Here is a 25,314-nt window from a genome sequence, read left to right as displayed (position 1 = left end):
GGAAGGTCGCTGCCGCAGGGATTCGGAGTGGGAAAACATTGGTGTAGATACCGATGCCTTTGGGGCAGAACAAAATAAAATAATTTATACTAAGATTTGACAATAAGTCTCTCAGATAACAAGGCCATAAGAATGATTAATTTCGGCGCAGGTCCAGCAAAACTTCCGGAGCCAGTTCTTCATCATATTCAGAATAATTTCTTTAACTGGCAAAACACTGGGGTATCTATCCTGGAGTTGGGGCATCGCACTGTTGAATTTGCTTCCCTCGGTGAACGTCTGGAAGCCCTCGTGCGCCGCTTGTTAAAAGTTCCCAATGATTTTTCCATTCTGTTCCTGCCAGGAGGGGCGCAAATACAATTTGCCATGGTTGCTATGAATCTACTGGGCCATGCCAAAACGGTGAATTATCTCGAAACTGGCCACTGGTCGGCTTCCGCTATAAAAGAAGCAAAGAAATATGCCGAGGTCCATATTGCTGCATCGAGCCGCGAGCAGCAGTTTCGAACGATTCCCGACCGTGAAACCTGGGATATTAACCCGCAAGGCGCTTATTTGCATTTTACCGATAATGAAACGATCGGGGGTCTTGAATTTAATAATATTCCTGCCGTCAATGAAATGATGCTAGTCAGTGATATGAGTTCCAATTTATTTTCCAGACCCATTGATTTTGCACGAATTGGTGCAGTGTATGCCTGTGCCCAGAAAAATCTCGGCATTGCCGGCATGAGTGTAGTGATTGTCCGTAATGATTTATTAGATCAGGCGCTTCCATCCACGCCTGATGTCTTCAATTATAGAGTACAACGAAAAAACAATTCCATGCTTTGTACACCGACTACCTTTGCCTGGTATGTGGCCGTCCTGGTTCTGGAATGGCTAGAACAACAGGGTGGCGTAGAAGCAATTGCCAGGGTAAATAATGAAAAAGCCAGGAGGTTATACGATTACCTCGATAACAATGGCTTCTATGAAAACTTTATTGATCCCAGATACCGCTCCCGGATGAATGTGCCTTTCATTTTAAAAAATGCCGAACTGGAGAAAGCCTTTTTCAAAGCAGCAGAAGAAAATGGCCTGCTTTATTTACAAGGGCATCGCAGTGTCGGAGGCGCCCGGGCCAGTATTTATAATGCAATGACTTTGGAAGAGGTGAATCAGCTCATACAATTTTTAAAACAATTTGCCAGGGACAATGCCTAAGAGAGGACTTATGCCGCAGCACCCGCTTGAGCCCATTCAGAAAATATTTTTTGATTGCGATGGTACATTATCCCTGATCGAGGGAATCAATGTTATCGCCGAATTCAATGGTGTTGGCAAAGAGGTCAGTGACATCACCCTGAAATGCATGTCAGAAACCGGCATGCTGCCTGAAGCTTACCGCCAACGTCTGCATCTGGTAAAACCGCAGCTTCAGCAAATCCAGGATTTGGGAGGCCTCTATATTCAACATGTAGCTCCAGGCGCAAAGGAACTCATTGAATGCTTTAATTATTTAAAAAAGGATATTTACATTATCTCCGCAGGTATTAAAGCCGCTATTACCCTTTTTGCAAAGTATTTGGAAATTCCTGAAGCGCATATTTTGGCAGTTGATGTATTTTTTGATGAAAATGATCAGTATAAGGCCTTTGATGAGCAGTGCTATATGGTTTATCCCGATGGCAAAAGCCGGCAGATTAAAGCGGTTAACCAGATGAACCCAGGACTCAGTGCCCTCATCGGCGACGGGGTGAGTGATCTGGAAGCCAAGCCAGTCGTCAACCGTTTTATTGGCTATGGCGGTTTCAGCATAAAGCAACGGGTTAGGGATGAGGCTGATTTTTACCTGGCCTCAAAGCATTTCATGCCATTATTAAGCCTCTGCCTCACTCAGGAAGAGCATCAGCAAATCAGGAATTTTAAAGAAGCCTATTACCATGAAAGCCTTTACCAGCAAGAGCTGGGCGAGATTTTAATTAAGGAGTTCTGACATGTATAGCATACAGGTTATTGATAACATTTCCCCCAAAGGTCTGGAGTTGTTTGACAAGTCTGTTTATGAAGTAGGCAAGGATTTCAATAATCCGGATGCTATGCTGGTCCGCTCAAGCAAATTGCATGACTATAAATTTTCGGATCATTTAAAAGCCGTCGGAAGGGCCGGTATAGGAACTGATAACATACCCGTTGAACAGCTCACTAAACAGGGAATTCCAGTGTTTTTTGCCCCTGGCGCCAATTCAAATGCAGTAAAAGAGCTGGTGCTTGCCGCGCTTTTAATCAGCTATCGCAATCTTGAGCAGAGCCATTCTTTTCTCAGCAGCCTTAGCCATAATAATCAAACTGATATGCACCATGAAATCGAGACGCGTAAAAAGCAATTTGTCGGCCGTGAAATCCATGGTAAAACCTTGGGCGTGGTCGGCCTCGGCAATATCGGTGTTAAGGTGGCTAATGCAGCCCTTGCCCTGGGGATGCAGGTCAATGCTTATGATCCCTTCATCTCCGTTAGCAATGCCCTTGCCTTAATGCCTGGCGTACACATCGTCAAAAGCCTTCCCGAGTTATTAAGCAATGCCGATATTGTGACATTACATGTGCCCCTGATGAGCAATACAACCAACCTGATTAATGACAGCAATATTCACTTATTGAAAAAAAGTGCCATGCTAATGAACTTTTCCCGGGAAAAGGTCGTTTCCGAACAGGCAATCCTTAAACAATTGAATGATGATTTACTGATGAGTTATGTGACCGATTTTCCCACCGTTAATTTGGCCCACCACGCTCGCGTACTTTGCTTTCCCCACCTGGGTGCAAGCACTGTTGAGGCGGAAGAAAACTCAGCCAGCATGGTGGTTCATAGTGTTAAAAATTATCTTGAGCATGGCATTATTGAAAACGCTGTAAATTTCCCGCCGACCGTCATGCCCCTCCTGGATCGCAGTGAGATAAAGCGCATTCTGATTATTAACCGCAATACCAAAGGAATAATCGCAGAAGTCACTAATATATTGTCAAATGACGGCTATAACATTGAGCAAATGGTCAATACCTCCCTCGATAAAATTGCCGTTAATTTAATTGATATATCCTGTCAGAATGTCCTGGACAGCGATTTAGACAGGCGAATCAAAGCCATTAACGATGTAATTAAAGTCAGAGTTATATAAAAAAATTGCGCAAACATATGCAATTGGAAATCATAATGTGCTATATTTAAGCACTACCATTCTATATGCTGTATCTATGACTCAAAGCGATCATGAGCTCTTCAGGCAAATCGAGAATGCATTATCGCCCGATAAACTCACTTGTACAAACCGGGTCGATTTAATTTTCTCTTCTCTTTTTGAACTTGATAATAAGCTAAGAGCACAATCCTCCCTAAGCGAGGATGAAAAGGCAAATTGGCAGACCTCCATTGAAAGCCTGAAAAAACAGCTCGCTGCAACGGCTAAAACAAATGATAAAGATATCAAATGGGTCAGAAAACTATTCATGCAGGTCTTAAAAAACCCGGAGCTATTTGGATTGAGCAAAAGCATGAATACATTGCTTAATCCTCTCTTTGATCCCGATGCAAAAACTCTGGATTCTGACAAGGTATTATTCGAACAAAAAAAATGGATGCTTGCAAATGTATTCGGTGTTCAGGATTTAACCACTGAAACAACAAATGCCCAGGTATTCATTGACGCGCTAAGAAAAGGCAACTACACCATTGCCCTTCAGTTCTCCCACTGGGTTGTCAATAAGTATATGGATATCAAATTAAATCCAAAACAAATCGCACTCGGTGCCGATAATATTTTGCCACTGATTGCCTATGAGTTAGCGCTGACTGATATTCGCCGGGAGGACATGGCGGCCATCATGCATCTGCATGACCATAGCCAAGGGAGTAGTAATCAATATACTGCTACGCTATTCTTTTCAGGATTGACAATTCTTCAAAATCATCAATCAGCGCTTAAAAGACAGCATCCTCATGAAAATGAATTACAAATTTTGGCAAGAATGCAAAATGATTACCAGGCTTTTCTGAAAAGCGATAATCCTGTTAAACACATTGTAAAATCAGGGGCGCTCTTTGACGAAGAGGATGAGGCAGAGCTAAATGAATACTATACTCAAGAAAAAATTGCTTCCTTTGCTTCAACTAACCGGGAAAGGCTGACTCACAATTTAATACTATTAAACACTGAGAATGCAAGCCCAGCGGATATTCTTGGTTTGCTGGAACTCAAACAAAAAGTCATCCAGTATGTTAATTACCTGCAGGCCAATACGCCAGCAAATCCGCAGGAAACTTTCAATAATCGGGTTATAGCCGCAAATAATATGCTTCAAATTCTGCAGAAAGGCGGCAGCATCAAGAAAGATATTATTCCAGGAATAAAAGTTCAGGCTGCCATTATCGCAAAAAATCAACCCGGCCTGCAGGAACTAGGCCTGCTGGGCTGGTTGAAAAGTTTTTTTGACAGATTTAAACCCCGAGTGATCAAGGAAACCAGCTCTACCCTGAATGCCATTTCTGATATCGTTAAATCAAGGGAAAATCAGGATTTGAAAAAACCGGATGATGGGATGAATACAGAACCCCCATCCTGTTTTCGAATCGGCTAGCGCAACGGAATCGTTGCGAGCCCCTGACGAAACAATCCAGATCGGAGCCCTATCGGGCACTGCTCTGGGTGGCTTCACTGCATTCGCAAAGACAGATAAATCAACTTAAATCACTTCAAATGCAATTATAAAAAGTATAACTGCACCGAAAATATTGAAAACAGCCGATAATCGTTCTGGTGCTTGTTTAGCTATCGACATACCGACTAGGGTCATGATAAATGCCCATGCACAGATAGAAACGAGAAAAGGGGCTAACGGCTTGTTGGAAACACCCAGGCTGACACCAACAGCAAGCGCATCCAGACTGGTTGCAAATGCGACAATCAGTAGTTTAAAAAACCCATGGAATTTAACAGCTGCCGGATTGCCCTTATCTCTGTCTTTCCATTCAATAAAACCTTCGTATAACATATGCCCTGCCACCATGGCCAGTAATAAAAAACCAATCCACTGTGCGAGATAACCAAGCTTTGCAATGATTGTTCCCCCGGCAATTGCACCTGCAAAACTGGCAATGAGTTCCGCCCCTGCTGATAAAGACGCAAACTTCAAGGCATCGCTGTGGCGATGGGGCTTCAGTCCCATGGCAATGGCTGCGGAAAATGAATCCACGCTTAATATCAGTCCCAGCAATACAATTTCAAACAACTCTTTCATTAGGCAACACGCCGCTTTTTACCGTTCATTAAGCTTACCTTACTCAGGCAGCCAGGTTAAGGCAACAACAGTTCAAATTTAATACAATTTTTGTGATATAGTTAATTGTGAGCCTCTCTATAAGATAAAGGATTCCAGTGCCGCCAGAGAACCCCAGGAATTTATTTCGCAAAGAAGCGCTGATACATCTCACTGTCCCAGAGCAATTGAACCACGCGATTGTAATTACCGGCAGCAAATCCTGGATTTTATTAAGTAGTCTCAGCCTGCTTGCACTGGGCATAGTACTATGGTCTCTTTTTGGGGCTATCAGTACTCGTGTTGATGGACAAGGTATTATTCTGGCAAACAATGAAGGGATTTATAATGCAGCCGCTCCAGCCGGGGAAGGCTATATCAGCTCACTGCAGGTCAAACTGGGCGATTCGGTTCAACAAGGCCAGCTGCTGGCCAAACTGAATAACCCTTCTTTAAAAGAGCAAATCGAAACACAGCAGAAAATGCTGACACTCATCGAGCAAAAGTATCAGAATTTACTAAAAGAATCTGAAATTGCAATCAGAAACCGGCATCTTCAGGTCATTAAGCAAAATGATTATTTACGCAATGTTATCAAGCAGCAGAGCGAAAATCTGATTTATGCCAAGGATTTACTGGAAATTCGCAAGGAAGCTTTTAAAAAAGGTTTGATCACCAAACAGGAGGTTGTCGCCAGCTGGCAGCAATTCTACGATACTAAAAAGAACATTGAGACTACTAAAAAGGAATTACTTCAGAATGATATTTACGAAAAATCCTATCATGAAGAATGGGAAGAAAAACTTCGCAACCTTGATCTGAAAATCAAAGATCAAAAACAGGAACTTGATGTGCTGAAAGGGCAATATAATACTGGCCAGTATGTGTATAGCCCGGTCAATGGCACAATTACTAACATTCAGGTCCAACTGGGGGATATGGTCAAGGACGGCATGCCGATCATGAGTATCGCCCCCGCACCAGATAACCTGGAAGTAATTGCTTATGTTCCCGCCGAGCAGGGAAAAAAAATCACTGCTGGAATGAAAGCCCTGATTGTACCCAGTGTTATCAAGAAGGAAGAATATGGCAGTATGCTGGGTAAAGTCAGTTATGTTTCTCCTTACCCCAGTAACTCAGACAGCATGAAAGCTGTTTTAAAGAATACTGAGCTGGTCCAGCATCTTAGTGAAAAAAATCTGCCCATTGAAATCAGGATTTTATTGCAAAAAGATGCCAGCACCGCAAGTGGCTTTCAATGGACGTCAGCTTCAGGCCCCCCCCAGGCAATTACCGCAGGTACGATGGTGGAAATTAATATCATTGTCCGTAAACAAGCCCCGGTCACTTTATTGCTGCCCGGCTTGAAAAAATTGTTTGGAAGCGATTGACATGAAACGAACAAGAACCCCCACAATTCTTCAAATGGAAGCGACCGAATGCGGTGCTGCAGCCTTGTCCATTATACTGGCCTATTATGGGCGGTACATTCCCCTTGAAAAAATGCGGGTGGATTGCGGTGTCTCCAGAGACGGCTGCAATGCGGTGATGATGCTGAATGCTGCCCGGCAGCATGGCTTGACTGCCCAGGCGGCTAAAGTGGATTCGATTGCCAGCCTGAAGGAACTTAAACCTCCGGTCATTTTATTCTGGGAGTTCAACCACTTCGTGGTGTTCGAGGGAATAGGCAAGGAGAAGATTTATATCAATGATCCGGCCTGCGGTCCGCGTACAGTCGATTATAAACAGTTTGACAAAGGGTTCACCGGCGTAATCCTGTTAATGTCCCCCAATGCTGATTTTGTTCCTCAGGGTAAACCATCATCGCTCTACTCTTCTTTACGCAGCCGCCTTAGCGGCCTGGAAAAGGAAATGTATTTTGTATTGATTGCCAGCCTTACCCTGGTGGTTCCTAATTTGATGATCATGGCTCTGACGAAAGTGTTCATTGATAATATTCTCATTGAAAAAATAAATCACTGGATCCTGCCTTTTATCAGTATTTTTTTAATCATGATTCTAGCCATTGGGGTACTTAGCTGGCTGCAGAATTATTTTTTGTTACTCATAAAAATCAAGCTGATTTTGATTAATACCATTGGCTTGCTATGGCGGATTATGTATCTCCCTATTCAGTTTTTCCAACAGCGGCTTGCGGGTGATATCACCGAGCGGGTATCAGCCAATGATCGAATCGCAAACCTTCTATCAACTGAATTAATGGCTTCCCTGCTTAGCCTGATAACAATCGGTTTATACGGCCTGGTGATGTGCTTTATCAGTTGGCAACTGGCCATTCTGGCATTTGTATCGATTGGCTTCAATCTCGCGGTTTATAACCATATCCGCCGCCGATTCGCTGATGTCAGCCGGGATTTTCTGCAAAAAAATGGCAGGATGCTTGGTCTTCAAATGCAGGGGCTTGCTCTAATTGAAGATTTAAAAGCCAATGGCCGGGAAAATGATTTTTTCCAACGCTGGGCTTCAGCCCATGCAGAAATCATTTCCCTGCAGCAAAAACAGGCTATTTACAGCCAGATATTAATTGTGATTCCCAGTTGTACCCAACTATTAACCCTTTCCCTCATCATCGGTTTGGGCAGCTGGCAAATAATCAACGGCCAATTAACCATCGGCAGCCTGATTGCCTTCCAGCTCCTCTGGCATCAGTTCAGTGCCCCTTTCCAGTCCCTGTTTAATCTAGGCAGCGAACTGCAGAAAATAAAGGGGGATCTGGCGCGGCTGGATGATATTAATAATCATGCCCCCGATCCACGCTTTAAAATAGTATCGACAGAACAGCAGCCGGAAGCATCCATTAGCCTGGATTCGATTAGCTTTAGCTATTCTGCCGCCAGCCCCATACTCAAAGGGCTTGATTTATATATTCCACAAGGACAGATGGTCGCCATCCTGGGTAAATCGGGAGAAGGCAAATCCACCATTGCCAGGCTGATTACCGGGCTTTATCAGCCTACAGGAGGCAGTATCCATATAGGCAGCATCCCTCTGAATCAAATAAGTCCGGAAGCATTAGCCCGCTTAATTGCTTATGTTGAACAGGATGTGTTTCTCTTTCCAGGAACAGTCCGGGAAAACATTTCATTCTGGAATCCTGCAGTGACGGATGCCTCAATAGAAAGAGCATTGCAGGATGCCTGTGTCTATGAGGACATTATGCAGCGCGGCGGCCTGGATGCCTCTATACACGAAAACGGCCTTAATTTCAGCGGCGGCCAGCGCCATCGAATTGAAATTGCAAGAGCCCTGGCTCAAAACAGTCCAATCCTCATTTTAGATGAAGCAACCTCTAATCTTGAGGCTGAAACGGAAGACAGAATTCTGAAACACATTAGGGAGAGGGGATTGACCGCACTGGTCATTACTCATCGCCCCAGTGCTTTGACCTATTGTGAGCAAATTTTTAAACTTGATAATGGGATTTTGATCCCCGTAAATAAAGAGTCTCCATGACAGACAATCATCGGCTTGTAATATCCCCAGAATCAATTACCGACATTCTGGGAATGCTCGAAGAGCAAAATGGCGAATCTGCCAATTATAGTTTTCTGGCTGCCTGCACGTTGGTTGCCAAAGCAGCCGATATTACACTTATTAATCCTGAAACAGCCCGTTGTGAAGACCAAAGCTGTATTCATTTGCTTACTGGTATTGCCAATCGCTCCCAATTTCGCTTTCGCGAAATTCATTTGGCCGATCATTGGTGGGACTATGACAATGGTCCCCTACTGGCATTTACATCGGAGGGCAACCATCCCTGTGCATTGATCCCTTCTAAAGGGGGCTACAAATTACATATTCCTGGCCTGGAAGAGCCCATCGCTATTGGCAAAATAAATGCCCATTTAGTAATTAATGAGGCATTTTATTTTTATAAACCTTTTCCAGCGGGAAAAATCAGCGTTAAAGAGGTTCTACAATACGTTTATCAACAAACCAGCGGCGATATCAAGCGCTTACTTGCCATACAGGTTTTATTGGCCATGCTGGCATTAGTCATTCCCATTGGTACGGGTTACCTTTTCTCTGTCGCGATTCCCTTTGCTGATCAATCTGCATTACTGCAAGTGGTTATTGCCTTTATACTTAATGCTTTCGTTACTGCCAGCCTGCAATTTGTGCAGATTATGAGCTTATTTCGAATTAAATTGAAGGCGAATGGCAATGCGCAGGCGGCGATATGGGATCGTGTTTTAAAATTCCCTGCTCGTTTTTTCAGCCGCTTTCAAATTGGCGATCTGACTAATCGAATTGCCTCTATTGATGCCATCCAGCAGGAATTAACCCTTAACCTGCTTATATCCTCTTCAAATGGCCTGATTTTCATTTTCAGTTTGATACTGCTTGGCTATCTCCTGCCAGTATTTAGCTTTGTACTCCTCTTATTTATTATTCTGGCGGGCTTTGTCTCCTTGCTTATAACCTTTAAACAGCTGCGTTTCCTTCGCCGTTACTTTCATGTGAATGGTGAGAATCAATCCTTATTGCTGCAGATTTTCAGCAGTATCAACAAAATACGATGCGCCCATCGTGAGGAATTTATTCTCAATCTGTGGTTACGGAAATTCATTGAAAAAATGGTTCTTTTTCACAAGAGCAGCAAGCTGGCCATCATTGATAAGGTGTTTAACACCCTCTTCAGTCTGTTTTCTACCTTTTTCCTTTATCTTTTTGTTGTAAACATGGATAGCTCTTTAAACCTGGGCATGTTTATTTTATATAATACTGCCTTTTCCCAACTGTTTATTTCCTTTATTGGCCTATGGAATAGTATCAACCAGATGGTGCGGGTCATTCCAATTTTTGAGCGCAGCAAACCTGTTTTGCAAACAGAAAGTGAAAATTATCAAAAAGAAAATTATAAGCTGGCTGTTAAAGGGGTTATTGAATTTCGCGAACTTCAATTCAAATATAGTAAAAACGAAGCGCCTATATGTGCAGGCTTATCGCTTAAAATCGCCCAAGGGGAATACATTGGCATTTTAGGTAAATCCGGTGTGGGAAAATCAACACTGCTTCGCTTGCTTCTTGGTTTTGAAAAACCACAGAAAGGGCAAATTTTTTTTGATGATATTGAATTATCACGTTTAAACCTGCAGCATTTGCGCAGCCAGTTAGGCGTTATCCTGCAGACCAGCGCTTTAATGCCTGGCAGTATTCTTAGCAATATCATTGGTATTAATTCCGGTCTGACTGAGGAAGATGCCTGGCAAGCGGCGCATCTGGCAAGAGTTGCCAGTGATATCGAAAAAATGCCGATGGGGATGCGCAGCGTAATCACCGATCGGTACGGGGCTGTTTCTTTAGGGCAGCGGCAGCGAATTCTGATCGCCAGGGCATTAGCTAAAAAGCCGCGTATCCTGATTCTTGATGAAGCCATGAGCGGCATGGATAATGAAACACTGGATTTACTAAAAATATGTATTGAATCTTTGGCAATGACGCGTGTAGTAATAACCCACCGGCCCGAATTTTTAAGCGGTGCAGACGCTATTTATATTTTTGAAAATGGATTGCTTAATCATGCAGGAAAATATGAGGAACTATGCCGTTCTAGGGTGTTTGAGAAATTCAGTATTTTAAAGGCCGGCTAACCAGCCGGCCTTTATGCTATTTTCAACTTATGGGTTAACACCCACAGGGACAATATCAACCCCCGGGATATCATTGCCAGGAATTTGGGCAATTACTTTTGCAAAAACTGTAGCAGTTTGAAGCGAAGCCGTGACATTGTGCGTGTTCCCATTGCTTGATAGTTGCCAAATAATGCCAGGACTTGGATCTCCACCACAAATTGATTCAACTTCCTTGTCTTCCAAGAGAGAAATACTCATTTTGTTCTCCAAAAAAAGACAAATCGCATTTTAAGTATAGGTATACAAAAATTAATTGTATTCTTCCGTAACAAATTGTTACAAAAATTACCATAGAGTCACTAATTAGCGAGTATATGACGTATGGTCTTCAAGGCCTGAAGGCCATACGGTTGAGAGAAATATACTTCTTCCTGATCAAATCCCCAGTTTCTAGGCAAACTGCCAGGAAAATCTGGCAGCTACGCCCTGATCGCGAAGAGCCGATGCAAACTGGCCAAAATAGCCCAGGCTCAATTTCGCAGACTTACCGATATGCTGCACTTGTAAACTCGCATCTAAAACCAGGGCATTCCTGGCCAATGGCGCTCCATAGATAGTGAAAGGAAGAACACCTGTGTTAAAGGCAAAATTGCTGCTTGGGGTCAGTGAATTAAAGGCATGACGCCAACCGAGGAACAGACGCTGGTTAAACTCATAATTGGGAGTGCTGTACAGCAACCCTTTCTCCCGAGCTCCCAAGGTCGAATAAGTCATGTCTTCATCCATTTTTCGAGCGTTCAGCCCTGCAAAACCCCCAGTCTCGTAAAAAGAATCGGTTTTAACATTTACATAAGCCAGATTGGCAAGCGGCTTGATAGATAATTGATTAAAATCAAAATGATAACCCAATTCGCCAAATACCTGTCTGGTTCTCGCATCGTTGCCAGCACTCAAATCGTTATAGAAATTGGGAAACTGAACTATGCGCGAGCTATCGCTATCATTCCAGGAATAGGCAGCCCCGGCATTGAAACTTATATTGTTGAAGCGGGTATAACCGTATAGGCCCAGGTGATAGTTATCAACATCTGCTGTTGACTGTCTGCTGTAAACATCAAAGTCAGACTGGCTGTAACCTCCGACTACACCAACACCCGTTTGTGCATTCAAGCGGGTATCGCCGCCGATAAACACACCCTCGGTATGACGCTTCAGACTGGCAGCATTACTATTGCCATCCAGCTTGCCCCAGGCGCCAAAGCCATGCCCCCAGAAATTGACGCCACGCCCCTGTTGAACCGTCAACTCCTGTGGATTATCAAGGTAGGTCCACACGGCATCCCGTATATAACGGCTTTCATCTATCAAGGCATTCACACTGGATGCATAGAACTCCCCGCTTAAATGGTTTAAAGCATCGTTAATGCTGGCCACGTTCGGCAGATTAACCAGCGCGTCATAAACAGGATTTCCGGCGCCCAGACTTTCCACAGCAATAGCGGTATTGAACTGATTTCTTGTCTGGCCAAAAAAGGCAATCGGTGTCTGGTTACGCGAGATGTCCAGATACACATTGTTGGCATCATAACTTAACACCAGATCAAGAAGCGGCATATTTTGCGTGAAATTGCTGTAGGTTCCTGTCAAGCCGCCATCTGCAGTTAACAAGGTATAGCGTGCTCCTGTATAGATTCCGGGTTCTTTAAGTACGAAGAGGCCCGCACCAGGCTCTAAAGTAGCGGTTCCCAATACATGGATAAAATCCGATTGGCCAAAAGGATTGATTTCCGCTTCATAAACCGAGCCTGCTGTCTGCGTATAATTTCCTGCAACGGTAATCGTTCCTATTGAGTTTCCGGGCGCTATCGTTCCCTGTAGGACAGTAGACCCTGTTGTCATATTACCGCTCAGACGGCTATTGGGGCCTACCTGGAGATTACCACTGAGCTGGCCATTGACGATCAATTGGCCATCCTGAACCTCGGTATCACCGGTATATAATTGATTGCCATTTAAAATCACCACACCTGTACCGAGTTTGGTCAATCCTCCCACACCGGAAAAAACACTGTTGGCCACAACAGTATAAGCCTGAGAATCCATAAAAAGACCGCCCGCACCAATGACGAGTTCACCCGGATTAAAACCCGCTATAAAATTAGCCTGGTCACTGGCCGCCTGCAGTATCCCCCCATCGAATAGTACGCTGTGGGTTCCATCTCCCCCTTGAAGGTTTGGAGTAGTCAGGACACCGCGATTACCAGCTGTACCGAGCAGATTCAGCTGCCCGCTTGCAGTCGGGCCAAGTCCCAACCTGGTTTCGGTGTTTACAATAACGTGGCCGCTGTTGGAAATAGTTACTGCACCCGTGCCGCTCATCCCGATATAGAGGGCCAGTGCATTCCATACTGAACCGGAATCGGTGATATTCACAGAGCCATTGCCATTGGGTAGGTCAAAAACGTTGGCACCGCCAAGCAGGGAAATTTGACTGTTAAGAACGCCTCCATTTACAATATTGATAGTCCCTAACCCCTGCTCACCTACGTGTAACAATGCGACATTGAGCTCGCCATTATTCAGATTAACCGTCCCGGTGCCAAAAACCCCAACTGACGTTAAAAAATTGGAAAGCACATTGACTTGACCATGATTTAAGATATTCAGGGTTCCATTACTGGTGCCAACTCCTCCCAAGGCTAGAATATCAGCCGATACCATAGAACCAGGGCCAGCCACAGTCATGCTACCACTACTTCCTGCCTGATTCCCAATTCCTATAGAACGGGCAGTAAGCGTTCCACCATTCTCGATAACGGCTGTCCCGCCGCTAGAGTCCCCGACAACCAGGCTGCCAAGATTGCCCAAGGTTAGGGAACCGCCATTTCCGATGATTAAATTGCCTCCGCCATCCAGGATGACATTATTAGCTTGGGCTGCATAATTATTGATTAAAACATCGACCGGGGTCAGTATGCTCGCATCATCATTTATGGTAGGCTCTGTATCTCCTGTCCAGTTTATATCATCCTGCCAATTTCCGTTGGCACCATCCCAGACAATCAAAGCAAAAGAAGGCTTTAGCAATGAAAGATAGGACTGGTTATTTTTCTCTATCAGATTGGATAGAGGGAAGGCCGAGGCATTCATGGACAATGAAGTACATCCCAGCGCCAAACTCAGTAAGCGATAACAAATACGGTTATTCTGAAAAAACATCCCAGCTCCTTTTGTGATTTTTCCAAGATTAAACAAAACTTTAAGTTTACTATATACACTACCACAATGCAGAGTAAACGCATCTAATTGAAAAACGCTACGTGCCGCGCTTTATGCGCAGCATCCATGAAATGTTTCTGATGAATAAAAGTTTTACAATACACCATCCTATATGGTTACCGCGCATAAAGCGCGGTACGTAGGCACTGATAGGAGGGTTTATTCCATTACTTGTTGAATTGTTCGAATAGCCTCAGGGTATCCTCCCTTGAAATCAGTCCCACCGAACTTAAATTGCCAAGCAATTGCCCCTGCTCATCGTAAAATAGCAGTGTAGGAGTGCCGTAAATTTGAAAAGCCTCCCGAATTTTAGCCACTTCTTCTGATTTCTCGCCAATCTCAACCCGCAAATTGACAAGTCCTTGCATAGCTGCGATGACATCGGCCTGGTTAAATACCTTCTTATCCATTTCCTGGCAATCGCTGCACCAGTCCGCAGAAAAATCAATGAACACTTTAGTTTGGCTTGCCTTGGCCTCTGCCAATCTGGCATTAATTGCATCCAGTGTGGACACCCGAATGAAGGGAGACTGGACAATCGGCTTCACAGCAGTATCTGGCACAAACAGTTGATAAGCCAAAGCCCCTGCCCCCATCATCGCCAGAAGGGCAAAACCTTGCAAAACGCGCCCACCCAGCTTAGTTTCCTGGCGAAAGGCACCTAAAACCCAGGCAGCAATTAACAAAACAAGAAGTCCAAGCAAATCGACCCAGAAAATCGGTGCAACACGACCTAACAGCCATACCGCCATGGCAAACATCATCAAGGCGAACAGTTGTTTAATGCGAACCATCCACGGGCCTGAAGCTGGTAGAAAACGTCCATACCCGGCACCGACAAGCAATAAAGGCAAGCCCATTCCCAAGGCCAGTACAAAGAGTAAGAGACCTCCCTGAACAACCTGCCTGCTTTGGGCGATATAGGTTAAAATTCCGATTAGAGGCGCTGTCACACAAGGCGACACAACCAGGGTTGACAACGAACCCATCAAAGTAGAAGACATCATCCCTCTGCCGCCCGCTCCCTTGGGAGAAAAGCGCATAAATGCCGGGAACCGGAACTCAAATAAGCCCAGAAGCCACAGTCCCATGAGTGTCAGTAAAACACTGAAACTGCCAATCACTAAAGGCTGTTGCATTAGCGTTTGCACGGTTGCACCAAACCAGGCCGCCAACATTCCAGCCAGGGCATAAGTGAGCGCCATGCCCAGAACATAGGCAAAGGATAATTTGAACGCCTGGCGTCCGCTGCTAGCGCCCTGCCCCGTAATAATCCCGGATAATATTGGCACCATTGGCAAAACACAGGGCGTGAACGCCAGCAGGACGCCCAAACCAAAAAACACGCTTAAATAAAGCACAGGATTATTGTTTTGAATAAAGCTTGCCGCAGCCATGGGATTTCCATCAAACCCTGTGGCAAAAGCAGAATAGGAAAGCAATGTCATACAGAATGACAAAATCAGTTTTTTCATTTTGATTCCTTGAATTAATTAATTGAGTTGTTTAAATAAATCAGGAATCAGATGGGCGGACGGTAAATTTCATCCAGGGGAGAACGATAGCTTGAAAAAATCAGCAGGAAACTTAATAAGCCAATAAAGCTTTGTAGTAGCAGTGGCGATAAGGATTGCAGGTCTTCTTCAAACCAATAAGAAGCCGGGCTGCAACCGCTGCTTAACACCTGCTGCACTGAACAAGGGGTTACGGCAAGGGAAACAGGCTGGGATGAATCCGCAGTTCGAGGGCAAGACGGTTGCTTAAGTGGTGTAAGAATGACAGCACTCAAAAGCAGCAGCATGATTAGGGAACGAAATTTGTTCATTTACTGAACCTATCATAGTTCAAAGGAAAAAATCAATGCATCAGGGCTGCCCATTTTTTTAATTCTTTTCTGTTAATCTTGCCAGTAACGCCATAGGGTAATGCATTCACAATCCGAATGGAGTCCACATGCTTGTCCCTGCTTAATGATTGATTGGCAAAAGCGATTAGCGACTCAGTAGTTTGCGGCGCTTTTAGTATTAGAAAAACAATAATTTGATCATTGATCTCACCCGGCCTTGATAAGGCCACTGCAGCCGCTTCTCTCACAGCAGGATGCTGATAGAACCGATTTTCAATTTCCAGCGGCGAAATTAATAAATCAGCCCGTTTGATAATGTCCGCTTTTCGACTCACAAACCAATAGCAGCCCTCCGCATCGCGATAGGCCAAATCGCCGGTATGAAACCATCCATTTATAATAGTTTCCCTGCTCAAAGCCTCATTATGCCAATATCCTGCAGTCATACTGGCAGTATGAACAATGATTTCGCCAATTGTATTCGGAGTATCTACAGGTTTTCCCCTTTCATCCAGCAATTTCATTTCTACATTCGTAATTGGAAAACCAATTGATCCTAATCTTTTCTCGCCATAGGGAGGATTCATGCAATAAATCTGCAATTCAGACATGCCGCAACCCTCTGTGATTTCCTTGTTGAAAATTCCTTTAAACTTTTCCTGCAAGGCTGGAGCGATTGCCTCCCCTCCTGAAAAGCAAAAGTTCAATGCATTCTCTCTGCACTGTTCGGGCTGCGCATGGTTGACTAATTCCAGGTAAAGTTTGGGGAAGCCATAAAGTTTGGTAATCCGCTGTTCTATGATTTTTTGCAGTGCGGCTCGTGGTTCAAACTCAGGCAGCAGAACAACGCTGCCTCCGGCACGATGAAAGGGCAAAATCTGCGAACCAAGCCCAATGAGATAACACAGGGGAAACATCAGCAAAGTACTATCTTCAGCACTTATCTGAATCTGATCAATCTGGTTTCTGGTTCCTTGCATTAGTGTCTGATGCGTGTGCAATACCGCTTTGGGTAAACCGGTAGTACCCGATGTGTAATAAATAAGCGCAGGCTTTTCCTCGGATATTGGTTGAAACTCAACAAGGGGTGCCTGGATTAATAAATTTTTAAAATCCTTGGTTTCAGGATAATTTTCCGAGCCATCAATCAGGTAGCATTGCTCTATATTATTTAGCAAATCCTTTTGTGCTAATAGTTTTTGATAAAATTCTGCATTGGTGATTAAGACGCGTGCTTTACAATAAGCCAGCACCTCCGCAACCATCGATTCATCAAAACGAATATTCACAGGCAGGGCTATGGCGCCGCTGATAAAGCAGGCGTAATAACATAAAACAAATTCCAGGCAATTAGGCAATAAAAAGGCGACACAATCACCCTCTTTAATATTGTTGTTTAAAAATGAAGCCGCGAGATTGTTTGATAACTGAAGTAACTCCGCATAGCAGATTTTTTGCTCATCAACCATTAAAGCAAGTTTGTCAGGAAATGCCGCGGCTGATTCATTTAATAAGGTGCTTAGCATATTTATTCTATAAACAAAGTCCATTTGTATGTAATAGTAGCAGAATCCTGCTGCAGGCAATAAAGTAGCGGTCCCCAACCGAATCCCCGCGGCACCGACCGCGGGCCCATGCCTGTTGGAGCAGTACGGTCCTCAGACAAGATTCAATGTTGCCAAAAAATAGGATTTAACAGGTAGTCGTAAACAGGTGTTCTTAACATTAAATTGGCTTCGTGTGGGCCCCGCGGTCGCAGCCGCGGGGATTCGGATTGTCGCAGAGCGGCGGGGTTTCGGATGGTCGCAGCTGCGGGGTTTCGGATGGCCGCAGAGCGGCGGGGATTCGGATGGTCGCAGAGCCGCGGGGATAGGCTGGAGTTCCGCGGAGCCTTTTGATTAGCCTACCAGGGTTTAAACGCAGTTGAGAAAGGAGAGGGGTTAAAAATTTCCTCCTCATCGGCTTCATCCGCCTTCACCTCTTCATTCAAGCGCAAGCTTGGTGCAGGCACTAAATTATTGGCCAGGCGCTTAATAAATTCATCGTATAACTTCAAGGTAGGCAAGCTAATACGGAGGGAAAATACATTATTTTTCTCTAAACAGTCATATAAATGATGATCTTTTTTAAAGGCATTAAATTCTTTCGCAATAGCGGCAATAAATTTCTTTAGTGCTTCCCTTTGCTTCTCTGATAATGCCTCAGGTTTGCACTGTAAACTTATCGTTAAAGTCATTGATTTACGGTCATTATCAACCAGCAATAACCCATCCTCAATCATTTCGGTTATCAACTCCGGATCAAAGCTCTCATTACTCAATTGATTCTCTGAGTGGAAACCCAAATCTTCTTCCAAGTCTTCGTCAGTATCAACCAAAGCCTTTATTTTAATTAGCTCAATCTCACCGGAAACTGCCTCTTTTGCCTCAGGATCCGCCTCAGCCCCGCCTGCGCCACCACCACCGCCATGACCAAAACAACGCGGTATAGGTGCGATCTCTTTAAAACACGTCCGGCAACGGACTTTTACTGCTTCTTCAGCGGCTTCTTTTTCTTCTGCTTTTTTTAATTGTTGTAAAGACAATGCTGTGGAGGAAGTGCTTGCCGCACTGATTAATTCGAAGGTTCCCTGCTGTGTTTCTTTTGTCATAGAAATTCCGGAATCAGTTTAAAAAGGATGCTTGAATTTTACTTAAAAACACAGCCAGGATTTTAAGAGCCGCAAATTTTTTACGATATTTTTACGAGAAGAAGCAACCTCAAATCATGCTTAATTTCAATCCTATCGCTCATTTATTTATCATGAAGATTTTTTTAAAATTTTCTGTTAATATATTAGCAAAATTATTCTATGTAATATGTGAAAAAATGCCTTCCGAATACAATAAAACATTATATTCAAGCTTAAAACAACAAGCGATTAAAGCCATTGAGGAAGAAAATGTTGAGGGCTTAAAGGAGCTCCTCAAGCAATCCTACGGGGGTCTGCTGCCCAATATTAAGCGAAAGGCCAGTTATATTTCTGTCCACTCCCCTCAACAGGGCAGAGTTCCCTATTTGAACAATTGCAAGGATAAGAAGTTTCTCAGAGATTTAGCTATTGAAAAAGATAGCCTGGCTATCGTCGATTTTTTATTTAATGATGGGATGGGAGTGGAGACTGATTTAAGAACTGCTCATGCCAGATCGCTTGATACTCTCGAAAAATCCTATAAGGATCGATTTTTAGCTATTGCAGTGCAGCACAATAGCCGAAAAGTCATTAATTACCTGGTTAGAAAAGGATACACCTTAACGCCTGAGCAGCTTAGGGACTATGCGAAGAATAACAAGGCGGAAAAGCCCTTAAAAGCAATTACGCCTGTTTTAGATAAACTTCCCTTATTAAGCCAAAAAGTTAAAGACCTGGCGGACCGAGGATATATCCGGGAGTCGCAGCTTGTAGCCGGGCTGGAAGGTTATCTCAAAACTGAACTCAAGACTTACATTGATGCATGCATTGCCGAGCCTGAAAAAAGCGGCCAGTTTCTTGAAAAAAACCTTAAGCCCATCTGTATCGCCTCTACAAGCTTTGTTCAGGGCAAGCTTAAAAACCATCGGGGATGTAAAGAACTCCTGGGAAATGTCTTGATAACCCTCGCCTCTCTTACAATCGCAAATTTTTGCAATTTAATTGCCACAAGAGGGAGAGCTTTTTTCTTTGAATTTAATACTGATTCTGTTAATAAAATAAATGAGGTAGAGACTGGGCTTATCCATTGCAGTTTATGAAGGCCTGATAGTCCTAGTCCTCTGGTATATAGTATTTACGATAAATCGATGCATAAGTTCCATCGTTTTCGATAGAGAGGATAGCCCTGTTGATTTTTTCAATGAGCGCTTTCTTGTTTGGAAGCCCGATAATGCCGTAGCCCTCCCCCAGAGGAATGCTATGCCCGACAGGCTTAATGCTGTAGGTACTGTTATACATTAAAGTATAAGCAACTACATTATTCATCGCGATTAGATCGACTTTATGCTGCGTCAAATCGGAAATGAGCTCATCGTTTGTATTATAGGCAATTATCTCGTTTTTACTGCCGTAGGGGCTTTCAACTAATAAACTGTAAAAGGTATTTTTAAGCGCCCCGATTTTTTTATTTTTTATATCGCTTAAATGATTAAGCGGGCTATTCTGCAAAGCCATAAACTGCATTTTACTCACCGCGTAAGGGACACTGGCCGCGTATTCACTGAGTTCGTAAGGGGTGTAAGGGCTCGATAAAATAAGCAGATCGACTTTTCCCTGGTCAAGAAGCTCAAACTGATTATCAAGGGTTGTGTCTTTATAAGTGCATGATTCACCAATGGCTTTACATATGTCATTCATCAAATCGATACAAAAACCGAAATAATAAGGTCCTTTAACCGAATATATTTTCTGGGCAATGGGAAGGCCGGAAACCCCTACCCCAACCACCAGGGGAGCACTGAAGCAATTCGAACTAATGATCGATAAAATGCAGAAGAGTTTTAAGCAAAATGCCCTGATTTTTTTGAAGTCCATATCATTATTTGGCTGTTTTCTTAAATAATAGCATGAAGGGTATTACAATCCACCCATGTACGCAGTAAGAACTTAATTTGTGTTAGGACAAGCCACCTGCTGTCATTCCCGCGCAGCATTGTTGCGTGGATCATTCCTCTGGGACGAATTCCTGCGTTCGCAGCCCTTTGAATCCCCGCGGCTCCGACCCATAGCTATCTACACATCTCTGACAACACAGTCTGCTCCTAGCTTCTACATCCCTCGGCTTGCTCCTAGCTTCTACATCCCTCGGCCTGTGTCCGAGGGATCCAGAAGACTCTTAGAGAAACACTGGACCCTGCGTACAAGCCGCAGGGAGTAGTAGTGAGGTGTAGATACCTATGGGCTTCGACCGCGGGGAGTCGATAGCTAATGCATTTGTGTAAATACTGATGGGTCTTCCCCGTGGGGAAGACAACTGCTGCTGTGAATGTATTCGATCAGAATGGAATTAAACAGCTCTCATTTCTGTTAAGCTGTTATTTTCATCTTCCTGTTGGCGAGCAGGAGCTTCCACTTTTTTGGCTTTACGACCCCAAAATGGTAAGCAGCTTGAAGAAGATGATTTTTCATTCTTCATTTCAGGCGGTAAATCCAGTTTACCAAAGGCTTTCTGATCGGATTTTTCTAGTAACAGATTATGAATGAAATGAGATTTTGGGAAAGTTGCTTTTGCGTCAACACCCTTCTTGAGTGCTACCATAACCCATCGGGAACCATCCGGTGAAGTCAACTGGTTAAAAGAGCCGGCTGCGGTTAAATGATACTCACCCATAGCCAAACTTTTTTGTTTTGAAGTTTTTAATTCATTCCGAAATATAGCAAGGGTGTTTTCACTTAATAACAGGTAGTTTAGACCCTCTTCAGAAGGAGCCTGCTTGTGCAATTTAGAGTTAAAGTAATCGTCTAAGGATTTATAGCGCTCACTAAATGCATGAGCTGCTTCGAGCGTAGTAAATAATACACCACGGTTAGTATCTGATTTTTCATCAGTGCACAAACCAAGCATGGTTCTTGGCTCATCAAGAGATTCTTCCTCGATTATTGGTGTTTTGAATTGACCGTTCTTTCCAGTGCCAACGATAATCTCTGACTCAGCTGCTGATGTTAAACGATCAAACCTATTTACACTTTCAAAGACGTAGGGAAGGGTAAAAAATAATGCGCCAGTCGTTAATATAGAGGCACCACGCTCTTTAGTCTCAACTTGTGGCAGGGCCAGTCGACGTTTAGTATTGTCCTGAAGCCATTGATTAGATACATAAACAGGTCTTATAAACATATAATTTTCCAAAAAATAAAAAGGATGCCTATTATATCACTTAATAGGTCAAATTGGATCCATTATGATGCTTATATGCCCTTTTTTTTGATTTTGCTTTCTATCAAGGTGAAATCGATTGATCTTGCCCTTCTTCCAATACCTGCATTTTTCCGGGGTGATACAGCGACACAACCTCAAGTGCTTTAGTAAATAAATTATCCACGTTGAATCCAGTCTTCGCACTGGCTTGCATATAAATCAAATTATTCTCACTGACAAACTCTTCTACCTGGGCAATATCCAGCCGAGGATCCGGTGTTGCATCGCATTTGAGGCCCACCAGGATAATTTGTCCCAGGTCTTCTATATCGATTACCCTGTTAATTTCGCTCAACCACATTTTAGCGCCATCAAAGGTTTGCTTTCGGGTTAAATCGAATGCAATGATGGCAATATCAGAATCCTCACAATGCCTCATGATATTACCGGCAAACCGTTCCTGCCCGGAGATATCCCAAATGTCAAGGCGGGTCTGAATATTATCAAGCGATACACATTTCTGATAAAACTCTACCCCGATGGTAGCCACTGTTGAATGAGGATATTGGCCGGAAACCAGTGTTTTTAAAAGTGCTGTTCGGCCACAACCGATGTCGCCCACAAAAATAAGCTTGCAGGCCCTCTCATTAATTATTTTTTCTGATTTATTAAAAAACATAATGCTTTCCTTTTCTCAACCGTCCTTGTTAATCAATGATATAAGAAATAGGTCTCGCGGTCGACGCTGAGAGATCCTCGCAAAATTTGAACGAATAGAAACAATCAACCCCAATTGTATTAGCACCGTTCCTCCTCAGGACGAACGGTTTGATAAAAGCTGAAGTTTGGCTGTTTAAAATTTGCGAGGAACTCTCAGCCATGAAGCGCGGTACGTAGCATTTTTATTCACCCCATCCAAAACTACCGTTGAGAACTCTACACGCATCATCCACAGGTTCTCTCATGCCTTGGAAGAACGTTCCAGCCATCTCACGGAAGCTCATGTGCTGATAAGCACCAGCAAGCAGGCTTTTGGCAAATGTGCGGTGAATACCGGGTATAATCCGGTAAAATATTGTTTTTATGTGCTTTTCAAACAGGGTATTCACCGATTGACCTGTTTTTACAAAGAGCGGGAGTTCTTTAACTAACGCGGGGCAATGTTTCAATTGTTGCCCAAAAATAAGATTTAAGAGGTAGTCATAATCATGTGTTCTTAACATTAAATTGGCTTCATGTGGCCCCCGCGGTCGCAGCCGCGGGGATTCGGAGCGGGAAAACATTGGTGTAGATACCTATGAGGCGCAGCCACGGGGATTCGGAGTGGGAAACATTTGCGTAAATACCTATGCCCATAGCAGAAGAAGAGCAGCTTTTCAAAATGTGAGGCAACAATTGGGATTAGGCTCCCTAAATAATCAAAACCTTGGTTCCAGGATTCGCTTTAACCCAGTTAGCAACATATTCAATATAGTTGTTGCTGCCTACAGCAATACATCCACGCGTCGCATAAGGCAAGTTATTTAACCAGCCAAATACACCCGACCCAGATGGCTGATTTGGACCGTGGATCCCTACATCCCTTCCCGTATAGCCTGCAGCTGCCTGTTTTGAAGTGGGATAAAGGATAGGAATAAATACTTTAAATTTATTCGATTTTCTGGGATAGGCGAGGCCATATAAACCAACCGGCGTTTTATTATCGCCCGCTTTCTTTTTTCCAACCCCTTTGAATCCCAGAGCCACTTTGAAAGTTTTGACTACAGAACCGTGCTTGCAAATATTCAAAACTCGCTTACTGGTGTTTACATTAATCCCATCTATCAGGGGACAGGCTGATGTTGCAAATAAAACAGCGGGACATAAAAGAGAGGCCAATAAAAAAATTGCTTTTATTTTCATAATTAAAGTCAAATATTACCGAGATTGGGCAATAATTATTCCATAATATCGGTTTTATGCCTAGGCTTTAATAGATCAAATTTTCTACAGACAATCAGCAAGAGGAATCCGCAATATCAATTCTTGATTTAGCAAGCCCTGCAACTGGAGCATTTGCCTCTTCAGGCCCCTTTCTTTGCCCGCATCAGGCTGGCTTTAAGTAAATTAGAATATAACCTCTATTTTCACATGATCGAATGAATACTATTAAAAACACAGTTAAAATTAATAAAATAACATTATTTTCACTCGTTCGAGTGAAAATAATATGCAAGATACTCACACGCTACTACTGGGGCAGGCTATAGAAACCGAGAGAAAGCGGAGAAGACTTTCACAAACCCGCTTGGCCGAACTATCAAATACCAGCATTAATTTTATCATCCAGATAGAAAGAGGAAAAGAAACAGCCCAAATTGGCAAGGTTATTAATGTCCAACAGATTCTTGGGCTGCAACTTGCACTATAAATACAAGTGCAAGGGGATTCAATATTAGAATCCCCGCTAATTATCGCTGATGTTGAAAAAACAAATAATTGTCGCCGTATTGTGAGGCTAATAACTCGCTTTCCAGCATAATGGTTCCGATATGGTATTCATTTCCATGATATAAACCATAGAGTTCGTAGAGAGGTCCGACAGAAACCAGCAGCAAGGAAGACCTGAAATCATCGCGTGAATCGGCTGCGATTAGATTTTGCACATTACTGGCAGGTTTAAAATAAATTCGCTCGGGATAAATCGGTATGCCGGCAGGCTGGCCGTCTCTATTCCATGCCGCTAAACGCCATAATCCCAATTCATTGGCTGGATCATGTGTCCACTCGAATATTAACTCAATGGCCCGCAGGATTTTACCGCTGGGATGTTCAATTTTATTTGAAAAATCCATAGCAAAAAAATTCCAGTCAGCGCCCTGCCCTTCCAAAGAGTTAATGGCATGTATATTCACTGAAGGGCGATTATCAATCAAAAATTTGACGGCCATTCCTGGAACGAAACTGGTATCACTGGAAGGCATGGCCAGGGACAGCCTTGCTATACCAACAGCCCCCGTTTTATAGATACCGGTGAAGGGATGATCATTCCTTGCAAGAAATGTAATTCTACCCACTGAACCATTTGAATGGAGTATCTTTGCCCTTCCCTGAGGTAATTCATCCGCTTCGTGATCAAACGAGGGTTTTAAATTGAAAAACCCTTTAATGGTTATCAGCAGTTGCTTAAAACTATTTTCAGTCAGTTTTGGCAATGGATCCAGCTTGTGACTTTGGGTCACCTCGCTCCATAACAGGCTTTGCTTCTCTTCAGCGGATAAGGACTGATAGTTATCAGGTAATTGAGCAAACGCTAGTGAATTGATGAGCAAAAGAGCCGCAAAAAGATATTTCCAACGACCACGCATGAACTTCTCCCTGGAACAAGATCCTGCGTTTAAGAGTAACCGAAGGAGGCGGATAAATAAACAAAAAAATGTCTATCCCT

The 25,314-nt window shown here is 43.5% G+C and carries 22 protein-coding genes; 9 read left to right on the top strand and 13 right to left on the bottom strand.

Annotation, left to right across the window (positions count from 1 at the left end; translation table 11 throughout):
• Positions 1–132 precede the first annotated feature (132 nt).
• From serC to DYH42_RS03210, 4 genes are all read left to right on the top strand, one after another.
• Positions 133–1,206: a 3-phosphoserine/phosphohydroxythreonine transaminase gene (gene serC / locus DYH42_RS03225; protein WP_058523722.1), complete on the top strand. Its 1,074-nt coding sequence runs from the start codon at positions 133–135 to the stop codon at positions 1,204–1,206.
• A 10-nt stretch (positions 1,207–1,216) separates the two neighbouring features.
• On the top strand, positions 1,217–1,978 hold the full coding sequence (locus DYH42_RS03220; RefSeq protein WP_058523723.1) for an HAD-IB family phosphatase: 762 nt from the start codon (positions 1,217–1,219) through the stop codon (positions 1,976–1,978).
• Between the two features lies 1 nt (position 1,979).
• Positions 1,980–3,161: a 3-phosphoglycerate dehydrogenase family protein gene (locus DYH42_RS03215; RefSeq protein WP_058523724.1), complete on the top strand. Its 1,182-nt coding sequence runs from the start codon at positions 1,980–1,982 to the stop codon at positions 3,159–3,161.
• A 76-nt stretch (positions 3,162–3,237) separates the two neighbouring features.
• Positions 3,238–4,617: a hypothetical protein gene (locus DYH42_RS03210; protein ID WP_058523725.1), complete on the top strand. Its 1,380-nt coding sequence runs from the start codon at positions 3,238–3,240 to the stop codon at positions 4,615–4,617.
• A 105-nt stretch (positions 4,618–4,722) separates the two neighbouring features.
• On the opposite strand, the gene DYH42_RS03205 is transcribed toward DYH42_RS03210, so the two are convergent.
• Entirely contained in the window at positions 4,723–5,277 is a 555-nt protein-coding gene (locus tag DYH42_RS03205; protein WP_058523726.1) for a manganese efflux pump MntP, read from the bottom strand.
• A 137-nt stretch (positions 5,278–5,414) separates the two neighbouring features.
• On the opposite strand from DYH42_RS03205, the gene DYH42_RS03200 reads away from it, so the two are divergent.
• From DYH42_RS03200 to DYH42_RS03190, 3 genes are read left to right on the top strand one after another with little or no spacing between them, the layout of a single operon-like run.
• The gene (locus DYH42_RS03200; protein ID WP_058523727.1) at positions 5,415–6,686 is read left to right on the top strand and encodes an NHLP bacteriocin system secretion protein; all 1,272 of its coding nucleotides are present in this window, start codon (positions 5,415–5,417) and stop codon (positions 6,684–6,686) included.
• A gap of 1 nt (position 6,687) precedes the next feature.
• Positions 6,688–8,769: a cysteine peptidase family C39 domain-containing protein gene (locus tag DYH42_RS03195; protein ID WP_058523728.1), complete on the top strand. Its 2,082-nt coding sequence runs from the start codon at positions 6,688–6,690 to the stop codon at positions 8,767–8,769.
• On the top strand, positions 8,766–10,910 hold the full coding sequence (locus DYH42_RS03190) for an ATP-binding cassette domain-containing protein (RefSeq protein WP_058523729.1): 2,145 nt from the start codon (positions 8,766–8,768) through the stop codon (positions 10,908–10,910). Before DYH42_RS03195 ends, DYH42_RS03190 begins: the two co-directional genes overlap by 4 nt.
• Positions 10,911–10,937: 27 nt before the next feature.
• Here the strand turns inward: DYH42_RS03190 and DYH42_RS03185 are convergent, their stop codons facing one another.
• The 6 genes from DYH42_RS03185 to DYH42_RS03155 all read right to left on the bottom strand — a co-directional run bounded on the left by DYH42_RS03185 (position 10,938) and on the right by DYH42_RS03155 (position 18,667).
• A complete protein-coding gene (locus tag DYH42_RS03185; RefSeq protein ID WP_058523730.1) occupies positions 10,938–11,150 on the bottom strand; it encodes a hypothetical protein in 213 nt (70 codons plus the stop codon).
• A gap of 192 nt (positions 11,151–11,342) precedes the next feature.
• Positions 11,343–14,111 (bottom strand): autotransporter outer membrane beta-barrel domain-containing protein, encoded by a 2,769-nt coding sequence (locus tag DYH42_RS03180; protein ID WP_058523731.1) that lies wholly within the window; start codon positions 14,109–14,111, stop codon positions 11,343–11,345.
• 227 nt (positions 14,112–14,338) lie between these two features.
• Positions 14,339–15,646 (bottom strand): protein-disulfide reductase DsbD, encoded by a 1,308-nt coding sequence (dsbD, locus tag DYH42_RS03175; protein ID WP_058523732.1) that lies wholly within the window; start codon positions 15,644–15,646, stop codon positions 14,339–14,341.
• Positions 15,647–15,693: 47 nt separating this feature from the next.
• Entirely contained in the window at positions 15,694–15,996 is a 303-nt protein-coding gene (locus tag DYH42_RS03170; protein ID WP_058523733.1) for a hypothetical protein, read from the bottom strand.
• A gap of 32 nt (positions 15,997–16,028) precedes the next feature.
• Positions 16,029–17,543 (bottom strand): class I adenylate-forming enzyme family protein, encoded by a 1,515-nt coding sequence (locus tag DYH42_RS03165; RefSeq protein ID WP_058523772.1) that lies wholly within the window; start codon positions 17,541–17,543, stop codon positions 16,029–16,031.
• A 377-nt stretch (positions 17,544–17,920) separates the two neighbouring features.
• A complete protein-coding gene (locus tag DYH42_RS03155; protein WP_058523735.1) occupies positions 17,921–18,667 on the bottom strand; it encodes a hypothetical protein in 747 nt (248 codons plus the stop codon).
• A 116-nt stretch (positions 18,668–18,783) separates the two neighbouring features.
• Here DYH42_RS03155 and DYH42_RS03150 point away from each other — a divergent pair, with 116 nt between their 5' ends.
• A complete protein-coding gene (locus DYH42_RS03150; protein ID WP_058523736.1) occupies positions 18,784–19,788 on the top strand; it encodes a hypothetical protein in 1,005 nt (334 codons plus the stop codon).
• A 13-nt stretch (positions 19,789–19,801) separates the two neighbouring features.
• Here the strand turns inward: DYH42_RS03150 and DYH42_RS03145 are convergent, their stop codons facing one another.
• The 5 genes from DYH42_RS03145 to DYH42_RS03125 form a co-directional block, all read right to left on the bottom strand.
• Positions 19,802–20,563, bottom strand: a complete 762-nt coding sequence (locus DYH42_RS03145; RefSeq protein ID WP_058523737.1) for a transporter substrate-binding domain-containing protein — start codon at positions 20,561–20,563, stop codon at positions 19,802–19,804.
• Positions 20,564–21,035: 472 nt separating this feature from the next.
• Positions 21,036–21,866, bottom strand: a complete 831-nt coding sequence (locus DYH42_RS03140; RefSeq protein WP_058523738.1) for a hypothetical protein — start codon at positions 21,864–21,866, stop codon at positions 21,036–21,038.
• A 103-nt stretch (positions 21,867–21,969) separates the two neighbouring features.
• Positions 21,970–22,566 carry a Rab family GTPase gene (locus tag DYH42_RS03135; RefSeq protein ID WP_058523739.1) on the bottom strand — a complete coding sequence of 199 codons (597 nt, stop codon included), beginning with the start codon at positions 22,564–22,566 and terminating at the stop codon, positions 21,970–21,972.
• A 223-nt stretch (positions 22,567–22,789) separates the two neighbouring features.
• Positions 22,790–23,110 (bottom strand): hypothetical protein, encoded by a 321-nt coding sequence (locus DYH42_RS03130; RefSeq protein ID WP_058523740.1) that lies wholly within the window; start codon positions 23,108–23,110, stop codon positions 22,790–22,792.
• Positions 23,111–23,297: 187 nt separating this feature from the next.
• On the bottom strand, positions 23,298–23,789 hold the full coding sequence (locus DYH42_RS03125; RefSeq protein ID WP_058523773.1) for a L,D-transpeptidase family protein: 492 nt from the start codon (positions 23,787–23,789) through the stop codon (positions 23,298–23,300).
• 307 nt (positions 23,790–24,096) lie between these two features.
• Here DYH42_RS03125 and DYH42_RS03120 point away from each other — a divergent pair, with 307 nt between their 5' ends.
• The gene (locus tag DYH42_RS03120) at positions 24,097–24,297 is read left to right on the top strand and encodes a helix-turn-helix domain-containing protein (protein WP_058523741.1); all 201 of its coding nucleotides are present in this window, start codon (positions 24,097–24,099) and stop codon (positions 24,295–24,297) included.
• Positions 24,298–24,337: 40 nt separating this feature from the next.
• On the opposite strand, the gene DYH42_RS03115 is transcribed toward DYH42_RS03120, so the two are convergent.
• Positions 24,338–25,234, bottom strand: coding sequence for a hypothetical protein (locus DYH42_RS03115; RefSeq protein WP_058523742.1), 897 nt, complete (start codon positions 25,232–25,234; stop codon positions 24,338–24,340).
• Positions 25,235–25,314 lie beyond the last annotated feature (80 nt).

The sequence above is a fragment of the Legionella birminghamensis genome (assembly GCF_900452515.1).
In the GTDB taxonomy this organism is placed as follows: Bacteria; Pseudomonadota; Gammaproteobacteria; order Legionellales; family Legionellaceae; genus Legionella_C; species Legionella_C birminghamensis.
Note: the sequence above shows the minus strand (reverse complement) of the source record. Positions and strands in the feature narration are given on the sequence as shown.